The sequence below is a fragment of the Streptomyces sp. NBC_00483 genome, from assembly GCF_036013745.1.
Classification (GTDB): domain Bacteria; phylum Actinomycetota; class Actinomycetes; order Streptomycetales; family Streptomycetaceae; genus Streptomyces.
Genome location: NZ_CP107880.1, coordinates 3,815,815 through 3,827,693, shown reverse-complemented (window position 1 = coordinate 3,827,693; position 11,879 = coordinate 3,815,815). Strand labels below are relative to the sequence as shown.

The following is an 11,879-nucleotide window of genomic DNA, read 5'->3' as shown; positions in this document are numbered from 1 at the left end:
GAACCCGTCTTCCCCCACAGAAGATCCGGAGAGGAAAGGCCCTTGTCGGCCAGTGCTTCGCCCGAAGACCGGATACCCGGCCCCCGTGCCGCGGACCTCCAACCCGACGAGTTCCTCAGAGCGCTCTACGAATTCCACGGAACCGCGCTCCTGCAGTTCGCCGCGCGGCGACTGGAGGGCGACTGGCACCGCGCCGAGGACATCCTTCAGGAAGTCGCCATACGCGCCTGGCGGCATGCCGCGGAACTCGACCCGACAGCGGACTCGGCGCGGCCCTGGCTGTTCACCGCGCTGCGCAACCTCGTCATCGACGGCCACCGCGCCCGGCAGGCCAGACCGCCGGAGACCGGCGACCCCGAGCTCGCCCACCTGCCGGTGTCCGACAACGTGGACCACATCCTCACCACCCAGGTCCTCGTCGAGGCGCTGGGCGACCTGCGGCCGTCCCAGCGCGAGGTCCTGCTGCACGTCCACTACCTCGGACGCACCGTCAACCAGACGGCCAAGGTGCTCGGCGTGCCGCCCGGCACCGTCAAGTCCCGCACGTACTACGCCGCGCGTGCCATGCGCGAGGCGCTGAACAGGCGTGGGCTGTACGCGCACGGCGCGGTGGACAGCGAGGCGGCGTGACACTCAGAGGGCCAGTCGTCCAGCGTGGCCGGTGATCTTCAGGCCGAGCGGTCCGGTGTCGAGCGAGCCGTCCGCGCCGATGCGCCAGCGCCACCCCGTGGGCGCCTCGCCGAGCACGAGGAGGGCGTCCCCGCGGCGCAGGCCGGAGAGCACCCCGTCCCGGCGCGGGAGTTGAGTGGCGTCCACGACGAACAGGTGGGGCACCTCGCCCTGCACGGCGATCCGGCTGCTGCCCTCGATCAGCCGGAACACCTGCGTGACGTCGGCCGAACCGGCAGCCGGTACACCCGCGTTCGCCGACGCCGCCGCACTGGCGAAGGCCTCCTCCAGGCTGGCCGCGCTGTGCAGCCGCGAGCTGCGCGTCTCGTCGCCGGTGAGGAGTCGGCCGTCGGCCAGCGAGCCCACCAGCGTGACCTGGGCGAGCGCCCCCACGGGACCGGCGAGCGCCTCGAGGACGAGGGCCCGCACCATGCGGTGCACCTCGGCGTCCGGGCCCGTCACCGAGATGGGGCCCGCCGCGCGGGAGAGGTCGACGAGCACCCGGTCGGGGCCGTCGAGGCCCACCGTCACCGTCAGCGCGTACGGCAGGGCCGGCTCACCGTCGGGGCCCGGCCGGTGCAGATCGTCGGGCGAGATCGTCCAGCGCTCGCCGTCCTCCTCGGCCGCCCAGGGCGCGGGCGCGTCCTGCTGGGCGCCGGCGAGCAGCAGCCCGAGCCGCTTCTCCGAGTAGACGACGGCGTACAGATCGGGCAGCGACCGGCCGGAGCGCAGGCATTCGCCCGTCAGCCGGCGCAGGCCCGCGTCGACGACGTCGAGCGCGGCGCGGCTCGTGACGGCGGCCGAGGCCTTGACGGGCTTCGGCGGCCGGCCCCGCAGCTCCGTGACGATCAGCACCGTCACCGCCGCGATCAGCGCAAGACCCAGCACCGCGGCCAGGACGTACCAGATCATCCACTGACTCCTTGTCACAAAACGGGAGCGGCACGGTCGCTGCGCCGTGCACCCGATGGCCACTACGGGGCCGGCCTGCGGATGGTTCACAGGAAAGTTCCGTGAACCGTCCGCCGACCGGCCCCGTAGTCACGTCAGTGGTACGGGAGCCGTCGACCGCGGCTGCCCACGCCCCCATTCACCCTGGCTGGAGGACGTTTTCGTGTCGTTGATGTTGACCGTGGTCGAGGCGGGTGGTGACGCGTTCGACGTCCACCTCGACGCCGACCCCGACACGCCCATGAGCGCTGTCGCGGAGGCGCTGGCCGGGGCGGGAGGCGTCCACCGGCCCCCGGAGGGCCTCGGCCTGTACGCCGACGACCGGCTGCTGCCCGGGGACCTGCGGCTGCGGGACGCGCCGCTCCAACACGCCTCCATCGTGGGCCTGGGCCGCCCGGCCGGCACCGCGGCCGCCGAACCGGACGGCCTGGTGGAGGTCCGTGCGGTCGGCGGTCCCGGAGCGGGCGCCGTGCACCGGATCGACATGGGGGAGTACCGGATCGGCCTCGGCCACGACGGCTCCGCCCAGGTCCTGCGCGCCGTCCCCGACCTGCCGTCCGCCGTGCTCACGGTCGGCCCCGGCGGACGCTGCCGGATCGCGCCCGACGCGTCCGTGCCGGGCGACGGCTCGCTCCAGCTGGACCGCGAGAAGGTCACCGAGGCGGTGGCCTGGCCCGTCGGCGCGCAACTTCTCGTCGGCGGCGCCCTGTTGGAGCTCGCGCTCCCGCAGAAGCCGGACGCCGCCGTGCAAGCGTCCGAGGACGGCACCGGCTGGGACTACAACCGGCCGCCGCGGCTGCACCCCGCCGAGCGCGCCACCCGCTTCACCCTGCCGTCGCCGCCCGCCCCGCTCGCCGCCCGGCCGCTCCCGTGGATCACCGCCGCGGCCCCGATCGTGATGGCCGTCGTGGGCGCGCTGGTCCTCAACCGCACGTCGATGCTGCTGTTCGGGCTGCTGTCCCCGGTCGTGGTCGTCGGCAACTACGTGGTGAGCCGGCGCAGCGGCCGCCAGTCCCACTCCGACAGCGTCGCCGAGTTCGAGGAGAAGAAGGCGCGCATCGAGGGCGACGCGAACGAGGCCCTGACGGCCGAACGCACCGCCCGGCGCCGCGGCTTCCCCGACCCGGCCGAGGTCGTCCTCACCGCCGTGGGCCCCCGGCGCCGCCTCTGGGAGCGCCGCGCCACCGACGCCGACTTCCTCGAACTGCGCGTCGGCACCGCCGACATGGACTCCGACGTCGTGCTCCACGACCCGACGAAGGACGAGCACCGCCGCCAGGACCCGTGGACCGCCTACGACGTCCCCGTGACGGTGCCGCTGCGCGAGCACCACGTCCTCGGCATCGCGGGCCAGGGGCCCGGCGCGCGCTCCGTGGCCCGCTGGGCCATCGCCCAGGCCGCCGTCCTGCACAGCCCCCGCGACCTCCAGATCCACCTGCTGACCACCGGCGAACAGGGCCGCGACGGCTGGTCCTGGCTGCGCTGGCTGCCGCACGTCCGCAAGAAGTCGGGCGACACCCCGGCCTCCATCGGCTACGGCACCGAGAGCTGCGCCCTCCGCGTCGCCGAACTCACCGCGCTGATCGCCGAACGCGCCACGGCGACGGCGGCCGAACGGCGCGGCAAGCCCGCGGGACCCGACGTGCTCGTCGTCCTCGACGGCGCCCGCAGGCTGCGCTCGCTGCCCGGCGTGACGCAGATCCTGCGCGAGGGCCCGGCCGTCGGCGTCCGCGCGGTCTGCCTCGACGCCGAGGAGCGGCTGCTGCCCGAGGAGTGCCTCGCCGTCGTCGCGGAGGAGCCCGGCGGCACCATCCGGGTGGGCCGCTCCGGCCGTGGCACCGTCACCGGCGTCCGGCCCGACCTGGTCTCCGCCGACTACTGCCGTTCGCTGGCCCGGGCGATGGGCCCGCTGCGCGACCCGGGCGGCGGCGACGAGGAGGCCGCCGTGCTGCCCGCCTCCGCGCGGCTGCTCGACGTCCTCGCCCTCGACCCGCCGCAGGCCGCCGGCATCCGGGGGCGCTGGCTCGCCGGCGGCCGCTCGACCCGCGCGGCGGTCGGTGTCTCCCTCGACGGCCCGTTCCACCTGGACCTGAAGCGCGACGGGCCGCACGGCCTCGTCGCGGGCACCACGGGTTCCGGCAAGTCCGAACTCCTCCAGACCATCGTCGCGTCCCTCGCCGTGGCGAACCGCCCCGACGCGATGACCTTCGTACTGGTCGACTACAAGGGCGGCTCCGCGTTCAAGGACTGCGTGGACCTGCCGCACACCGTCGGCATGGTCACCGACCTCGACGCCCACCTCGTCGAGCGGGCCCTGGTGTCGCTGACGGCCGAACTCACCCGGCGCGAGCACATCCTCGCCGCGGCGGGGGCCAAGGACATCGAGGACTACATCGACCTCCTGGAGCGCGAACCGGGGTCGGGCCGCGACCCGATGCCCCGACTCCTCATCGTCATCGACGAGTTCGCCTCGATGGTCCGCGACCTGCCCGACTTCGTGAAGGGCCTGGTCAACATCGCCCAGCGGGGCCGTTCGCTGGGCATCCACCTGATCCTCGCGACCCAGCGCCCCAGCGGCGTCGTCTCCTCGGAGATCCGCGCCAACACCAACCTGCGCATCGCGCTCCGCGTCACCGACTCCGGCGAGAGCCAGGACGTCATCAACTCCGGTGAAGCGGCCGGGATTTCGCAGAGCAACCCGGGCCGCGCCTACGTCCGCCTCGGCCAGAACTCCCTCGTCCCGTTCCAGTCCGGACGCGTCGGAGGCCGTCGCCCCGGCGCCTCCACGATCTCCCTGCCCGCCCCCTGGGCAGTGGCGGTCGGCTGGGAACACCTCGGCGAGCCGCTCCCGGCGCGCCCCCGCGCCGCCGCCGCGCCCGCCGAGGTCGAGACCGACCTCACCGGGCTCGTCACGGCGATCCGCGCGGCCGACCGGGAGATGGGCATCCCCCGGCAGCACAGCCCCTGGCTCCCTCCGCTGCCCGAGGTCCTCGTCACCCGCGACCTCCCGGCCCCCGCCCCCTCGCACTACGACCTCCAGCCCGTCCCGTACGGCGTCGTGGACCTGCCCGCCCAGCAGGCCAGGCAGCCGCTGGTCATCGATCCGGCGACCCTCGGCCACCTGCACATCGTCGGCTCGCCCCGCCAGGGCAGGTCGCAGGCGCTGCGCACCATCGCCGGTGCCATGGCGCTCGCCCACTCCGCCGACAAGCTGCACATGTACGGCATCGACTGCGGCAACGGCGCGCTGCTGCCCATCGAGGGTCTGCCGCACTGCGGTGCCATCACCCAGCGCACCCAGCCCGACCGCGTCGCCCGGCTGCTGGTCCGCCTCACCAAGGAGCTGACCCGCCGCCAGGAAATGCTCGCCGCGCGCGGCAGCGCCGACCTGCCGGAGCTCCGCCGCGCGCTGCCGGAGGCCGAACGCCCGCCGCACATCGTGCTGTTCATCGACCGCTGGGAGGTCTTCGACAAGCAGCTCGGCGAGTACGACTCCGGGAACCTGCTGACCTCCGTCATGAACCTGCTCCGGGACGGCGCGAGCGTCGGCATCCACCTGCTGATGACCGGTGACCGTGCGCTGTTCTCCAGCCGGGTCAACGGCTCCACCGAGGACAAGCTCGTCCTCAAGCTGAACGAGAAGTCCGAGTACGGGCAGATCGGCATCACCCAGCGCAACGTGCCGGACGAGATCCCGCCGGGCCGCGCCTTCCGCGCCGCCGACAAGGCGGAGGTGCAGATCGCGCTCCTCACGGACAACCCGGAGGGCCAGGCGCAGGCGGGGGCGCTCCACCAGATCGCCGAACACTGCCGGACACAGTCCGCGGGGCTCCCTGCCGGGACACGTCCGTTCCGGGTCGACACCCTCCCGGACCGGCTCACCTGGGAGCAGGCGATCCAGTACGTTCCGCGCCCGCTGCCGTCGCCGCGGTGGGCGATGTCCGGTGTCGGCGGCGACGAACTCGCCGCGGTCGGCCCCGACTTCTCCGTGACGCCGACGTTCATGGTCTCCGGGCCCGCCCGCTCGGGACGCAGCACGGTCCTGTCGACGCTGGCGATGTCGCTGCTCTCGGTCGGCGCGCCCCTCGTCATCGGCGCGCCCTCCAGGTCACCGCTGCGCCGGCTCGCCGGGCGGCCCGGCGTCCTCGCGGTCTACGAGGAGTCCGACATCGACCCCATGGCGCTCGAGCAGGTGCTCGCGTCCGCGCCGAAGGGCGCCGTGGTGATCCTGGACGACGCCGACCTGCTGCTGAAGACGAAGGCCGAGCCCGTCCTCACCCAGATCGCCAAGTCCGGTGCGGAGAACGGCCGCGGTCTGGTGATCGCGGGCCAGACCGACCGCCTCTCCTCCGGCTTCTCCGGCTGGCACACGGAGGCCCGCCGCAACCGCTGCGGCCTCCTCCTGAAGCCGCAGAACATGAGCGACGGCGACCTGATCGGCGTCAAGATCCCCCGCAGCCGCCTGAACGCACCCACCGCCGGGCGAGCGATGCTGCATCTGGGGGACGGGGTGCTGCGGACGGTGCAGGTGCCGGAGACGGTGTTGCCGGCGGCCGAGGGCTGAGGTCCTGCGGCAGCTACGACAGAGGGCCCCCGCCGATGAGTTCGGCGGGGGCCCTCTGCGGTGTGCGAACCGGGTTCGTTACGGCGCGATCCGCCACCGTTGCACTTCGTCCTCGTGCACGGTGATCCACGTTCCGTCGCCGAGGGCCTTGGCGTCCGGGCCGTCCGGGAACGGGTACCGAATCCGCTGACGAACGGTCAGGTCCGCTGTGTCGAGCAGGAAATGCTCGGTCTCCTCGGACCACCATTCCTCGCCCACGGCGGCGATGGCGCGGGACGCGTCGACGAATCCGGAGTCGCCCGTGATGTAAGACTCCTCCGCCGTCCGCAGGCCTTCCGGGCGCACCTCGGACTCGACCTGCGTAGTCCCGTCGGGGAGGACACCGCGCAGTTGCAGCCAACTGCCGCCGACATCCTGCACCAGCACCCTGTCGTCCTGCGTGGCCGCCACGCGCGCCAAGCCCGATGCGAGTTCCGTGAGGTGCAGGCGGTCGTCCGCGACGTCCACCTTCCAGGAGTGGGCACTGTCCTGGCCCTGCCCCGCGGACAGGAAGAAGGCCGAGACCCGGGCGAAGGGCGCGTCCAAGGTGTAGGAGGCGGAGAACGACGGGAGCGGCGCCTCGTCGAGCACCTTCCCGGTGGCCGATTCGAGGAGGACGCAGCGGTCACCCGGATATTCCCCGGTGCTTCCCGGAGTTCCCGGAACGACGGCGAGCAGCCGCTGCCCGTCCGGGGTCTCCGCACAGGCCCCGCTGCCGATCGGGCCACCGCCCCAGGGGAAGTGCCTGAAGCTCCATTCCACGGCGCCGTCGCGCGAGTGGTACGACACCGAGTCCTGCCGGGACGCCGCGATGCCGCCCCCGGTCGGTGTCACGTAGGCGCCCTCGTAGAGATCCGTCAGCGGGACGTGGAGGACGTCGTCGCAGAAGAGCCGCGGCTCGGTGGACGAACGCAGGGTCCTGACGGACACCAGCTCCGGCGAGCGGGTCACCAGTCGCAGTGTCCCGTCCCGGAACTGCCGGCCGTCGAATTCTCCCCAGGCCTCCGTGATTCCTTCGACGGTCTCCCGACCGACGAGTTGAGGGGCGATCTCCTCGGGCATCTGTGCTTCCCGTTCCTGATGGGGTGGTGCGGGCGCCGCCGTGCGCCCGCGGTGGTCAACCTGGGAATACGAAGTGCCGGACCTTGGTGCCGGCGTCCCGCACGTGAATGGGTCCCTCCACGCGGCCTCCGAATCCCGTGATGAGAGGCTCGCAGATGTCCTCGCACACACTGCGGCTGGCCGCGCCGTGCGTGGGCACCCGCCCGATCCTGTCGAGGAATTCCAGCAGGTTCTCCTCCGCGTGGCCGGCCAGCATCCTCGGCGGAATGTACTGGTCGTTGGGGAGGAACTTGGCTCCGCGGGCCTCGACGAGGTCCCGCTGCGCGGGAGTCAGCTTCGCCTTGCTCGTTCCGCCCACCCAGATGTCACCGGTCCTGTCACGGACCGCGGCGACCGTCTGGCCCGACTGGCCACGCCTGGACAGCACCTTGTTCACGTCGGTGGCCAGGGACTCCAGTTCGTCGCACGGCGCGAGTCCGAGGGCGTCGAACCAGGTGTTGGGGTTGTGCGGATAGGCGCGGGGGTTGGGAGCGGGCTCCAGGCCCAGCGGGTCCGGCGTCGTGTAGCGGGCGGTCTCCGGGTCGTAGTGCCGGAAGTAGTTGTAGTGCAGCCCCGTCTCGGGGTCCTCGTACTGTCCAGGGAAACGCAGCGGTGTGTGGGCGATCGCGTCCCGGTTGCGTGTGGTGACGCCCCACAGGGTGGCGCGGGAGCGCCAGGCGATGCCGCCCTGCTCGTCGACGAGTTCGGTGGGGGTGCCGACGAGGTCGGTGACGATGGCGAAGAAGCGGGAGTCGAACTCGTCCTGGCTCCTCGGCTTCCGCTCCAGCTGCGTGAGCGGGCGGTGGCCGTCGTGGTCCCAGGTGAGGATGACGCCGGTGGTGCTGTCCCGCTGCTCGGCGAGACGCGTCTCGTCCCAGGTGAAGTACACCGCCTCGGCAACCGAACCGTCCTCCGCCATACGGTACTTGGCGGTCCGGCGCCCCATCGGGTCGTACGTGTAGTGCCAGCGGATGCCGTCGGGGGTGACGCAGGCGACGAGGTGGTCCTCGGCGTCCCACTCGTAGCGCCAGGTGTCGGGCTTCTTCGACAGGCGGCGCTTCTGCCGCAGCACCATGCGGCCGGCGTCGTCGTACTCGTAGCGGACCGCGCCGGCGGAGAGCAGCCGGGTCTCGGTGTAGGTGCGGGGGCCCCGGGCGTCGGTGCGGTGCGCCTTGTCGGGCCAGTCGGCCTCGGTCTGGTTGCCCGCCCGGTCGTAGGCGTAGGACTCGGTCCAGCCATCGGCGGTGACCGTCAACGGGCGGCCCGCCGGGTCCAGTTCCATCCGTCGGCTGGTCCCCGTCACCTCGTCGGTGACGGAGGTGACGTAGTCGTCCGCCCGGTACGCGTAGGTGCGGGACCGGACGTCCCCGCCCGGGGCGGCCACCCGCTGTGCGACGGGGCGCCCTGCCGGGTCCCAGGCCGTGGTCAGGGCGACCGGCGATGCGGCGGCGCCCAGGGAGCGGACGAGCTCGTGGCCGAGGAGGTCGTGCGCGAACTCCATCCGGTGGCCGTCGGCGGCCAGGGAGCTGCGGTTGCCCGCCCCGTCGTAGGCGAGTTCGGTGTACGCGCCGGTGGGAGTGGTGCGGGAGGTGCGGCGCCCCATGATGTCGTAGGTGTAGCGGGTGGTGCGGCCGTCGACCGTCTCCGACAGCGGGTTGCCCGTGATGTCCCGCTCGAAGGCGAGCGTGGACATAGGGGAGGCCGCGCGGACCAGCGCGCCCGCCGCATCGTAGGTGTACTCGGTCCGCACCCCGGCCGCGTCCTTGGCCGTCAGCTGGCTGAGCTCGTTGTACGTGTAGCCGATCTCCTGGCCCAGCGGCGTCGTGCGCGCAGTGACCCGGCCCAACGCGTCGTGGGCGTAACGGATCTCGCGGTTGTCGAAGTCGGTTTCCTTGGTGAGGTTGCCGGCGCTGTCGTAGACGTAGTCCCACTCCAGGCCCTGCGGGTTGGTGACCCGGGTGAGGCGGAGCTGGGCGTCGTAGGCGAAGGTGCACCGGGCGCCGTCGGGCTCGGTACGGGCCGCGAGCCGGTCGAAGTGCGTGTACGCGAAACGGGCGGTGTTGCCCGCGGCGTCGGTGCGCGTGAGGCAGTTGCCCTCGCCGTCCCAGGTGAGACGTTCGGTGCGGCCGTCGGGACCGGTGCGTTCCGCTACGCGGCCCTCGACGGTCCACACGGTGCGGGTGACCGCGCCCAGCGGGTCGGTGAGGGTGACGGGACGACCGAACGCGTCGCGTTCGATCAGGGCGGTTCCGCCGGAGGCGTCGGTCACGGAGAGGGGCAGGCCGGCGCCGTCGTTCTCGTACGCGGCCGCGGCGCCCGCGGCGTCGATCGCGGTCGCGATGGCACCCGCACGGTCATGGGTGAACCGAAGGGCGGCGCCGTTCGGCCCGGTCATGACGGTGGGGTTGCCCCGCTCGTCGTACTCGCACGTCCACGTCGTCCCGTCGTGGCCGGTCGAGGCGAGCGGCAGGTTCAACTCGTTGTACGTCGCCGAGGACCTGCTGCCGTCCGGGAGCTCGACGACCGTGGAGTTGTGCGCCCGGTCGTATTCGTAGCGAGTGGTGTGGCCGAGGGCGTCGGTGCGGGCCAGCAGGTTGTCGTAGCGGTCCCACTCGGAGGTGGTGGTGTGGCCCAGGGGGTCCGTCTCACCGACGACTTGGTGGTGGTCGTTGAGCTGGTAGACGGTCGTGGCGCCGCAGGCGTCGGTGTAGTGGGTGCGATTCCCGACGGGGTCGTAGGACCAGCGGGAGGAGAGGTACCCCTCGGGGCCGATGGTCTCGGTGACGCGGTCGGCGTCGTCGTAGACGTACCGGTAGACGGAGCCGTTGCGGTCGGTCCAGGAGGTGATGCGGGACTGGTCGTCGTAGCCGAACACCAGCGCCTTGCGCGAGGAGTTGACGACGTGGGAGAGGTTGCCGTCCGCGTCGTGCTCGTAGGACATGACCTCGACGGGGCCCTCGGGCGTGGAGACCGAGAGGCCGGTGATCAGGCCGGCGATGCAGTGGGCCTGGACGCGGTAGCCGCTGGAGTGGGCCAGTTCGGTGGGGGTGCCGTCCTCAAGCCGGGCGATGGTGACGTTGTTGTCGTTGCGGTCGTGCCAACGGGTCAGCCAGTAGTGGCCGTTCTCGTCGTCTGGGTGATCCGCGAAGGTCTGGACGAGACCCGAGTGGGGGTCGGCGACGCGGTAGGTGACCCGGCCCGTGGCGTCGTCCGTTCCCGCGCAGGTCAGGGGAAGGCGGTCGCCTTCCTCGGGCCACACCGGCTCGTCGGTGTCGGAGGCGGGGAGGCTCGGGTAGGTGAGGATCGAGCCGTCCTCGCGGGCCCATGAGACCCGTCCGCGGTCGTCGATCTCCAGGCGTTCGTCGAGGGTGGAGGCCCAGGACGGGCCGAAGAACTGGCCGTAGCGGTACGTCGACAGATGCGTACGGGAGATCGCCAGCGGCAGCACGCCGGGCAGCGACAGATCGGTCTGCGGCAGCACCATCTCACCGCTGGCCACATCGACCGGGTCGGTCTTGCAGGTACGGCTGCCCAGACCACGGCCGACGAAGCGGGTGTTGGCCGTCTTGATCGGGACGGTCTTGACGCCCTTGAGGGCCGAACCGATCCCTCCAAGTCCCTTGAGCAGCGCACCGCCGCCCGCGACCAGGCCCACGACGCCGAGGATGATCTCGCCGATGTTCCAGTCGCCGGTCTCCGCCATGATCGACATATTGATGCCCAGTGATGCCGCGCCGGCCACGACGGCGCCGATCGTGAGCGCGATGCCCAGCCCCTGAAGCCCGGGAATCAGCAGCGCGAGCACGCCCAGTACGGCGCTGATGATGGCGAGGGCCTTGCTGAACGCCTTCTTGATCTTGTCCCAGAGGCTGTAGCCGGCGACGGACTCGTCCCGCGCGTCGTCCAGCTTCTGCGCGGCTACGGAGGCGTCCTCCTCGCGCACTTGGCGTGCGTCCTCGGCGAGCATGCGGGCCGCGTCGAGATCGGCCTGCGCGTCATCGGCCTGGGCCTGCGCGCCGGACTGCTTGCTGTGCGCCTCGTCCAGGGCGCGCCGAGTGCTGGCCCGTGCCGCCTTGTCGTCCGGCGGATGCTTCACCCCGTCGAGGTGACTGATGTCGGCACCGGCAGCCCGCACCACGTCGGTGGCGGACTCAAGGCGTTCCTTGGCCTCGCGGCCCTTCTCCAGGGCGTTGTCGGCATTGTGCTGCTGATCGCGCAGCGAGTGCACGTACGTGTCCAGGGCGCCGGCGGCCTGGTCGTACGAACTGTGCAGTTTTCGCACCTGGTTGGCCAGGTCGCCCAGCTTTTCCCGGAGCTTGTCCATCGTCTTGCCCTCGCCGGTCTGGTTGTTCTCCAGACCGGAAACCAACGGCAGGGCATCGCCCGCGTTGTCAGCGACGGAACGGTACTGGCGGGCGAGATCGCCGAGCATGTCCGCATCGCCCGGGGTCGGGTCGTCCGAGAATCCGAAGACATCTTCCCAGTCGGACACCGCAGGCCGAGTCATGGCCATTTCCCACTTTCTTTTGGCCGGTTCCGGGCAGACCGGCAACGG

General features: G+C 72.1%; 5 protein-coding genes. 2 read left to right on the top strand and 3 right to left on the bottom strand.

All coding sequences use genetic code 11. The features are described from left to right. Positions 1 to 42 precede the first annotated feature (42 nt). Entirely contained in the window at positions 43 to 630 is a 588-nt protein-coding gene (locus OHA73_RS16885; RefSeq protein WP_266719459.1) for a sigma-70 family RNA polymerase sigma factor, read from the top strand. A gap of 3 nt (positions 631 to 633) precedes the next feature. Here OHA73_RS16885 and OHA73_RS16880 read toward each other — a convergent pair whose 3' ends face one another. Beyond that, positions 634 to 1,581, bottom strand: coding sequence for a hypothetical protein (locus OHA73_RS16880; RefSeq protein WP_266719461.1), 948 nt, complete (start codon positions 1,579 to 1,581; stop codon positions 634 to 636). A 211-nt stretch (positions 1,582 to 1,792) separates the two neighbouring features. Here OHA73_RS16880 and OHA73_RS16875 point away from each other — a divergent pair, with 211 nt between their 5' ends. After that, complete coding sequence (locus OHA73_RS16875; RefSeq protein WP_327658475.1) at positions 1,793 to 6,184, top strand: FtsK/SpoIIIE domain-containing protein; 4,392 nt, start codon at positions 1,793 to 1,795, stop codon at positions 6,182 to 6,184. 78 nt (positions 6,185 to 6,262) lie between these two features. Here the strand turns inward: OHA73_RS16875 and OHA73_RS16870 are convergent, their stop codons facing one another. Then, complete coding sequence (locus OHA73_RS16870) at positions 6,263 to 7,285, bottom strand: hypothetical protein (RefSeq protein ID WP_327655447.1); 1,023 nt, start codon at positions 7,283 to 7,285, stop codon at positions 6,263 to 6,265. Between the two features lie 55 nt (positions 7,286 to 7,340). Next, on the bottom strand, positions 7,341 to 11,831 hold the full coding sequence (locus tag OHA73_RS16865) for a DUF6531 domain-containing protein (RefSeq protein ID WP_327655446.1): 4,491 nt from the start codon (positions 11,829 to 11,831) through the stop codon (positions 7,341 to 7,343). Between the last annotated feature and the right edge of the window lie 48 nt (positions 11,832 to 11,879).

Coding starts and splice junctions, on each gene's coding strand:
- OHA73_RS16880 (WP_266719461.1), bottom strand. CDS start 1,581: ATGATCTGGTACGTCCTGGCCGCGGTGCTGGGTCTTGCGCTGATCGCG.
- OHA73_RS16875 (WP_327658475.1), top strand. CDS start 1,793: ATGTTGACCGTGGTCGAGGCGGGTGGTGACGCGTTCGACGTCCACCTC.
- OHA73_RS16870 (WP_327655447.1), bottom strand. CDS start 7,285: ATGCCCGAGGAGATCGCCCCTCAACTCGTCGGTCGGGAGACCGTCGAA.
- OHA73_RS16865 (WP_327655446.1), bottom strand. CDS start 11,831: ATGACTCGGCCTGCGGTGTCCGACTGGGAAGATGTCTTCGGATTCTCG.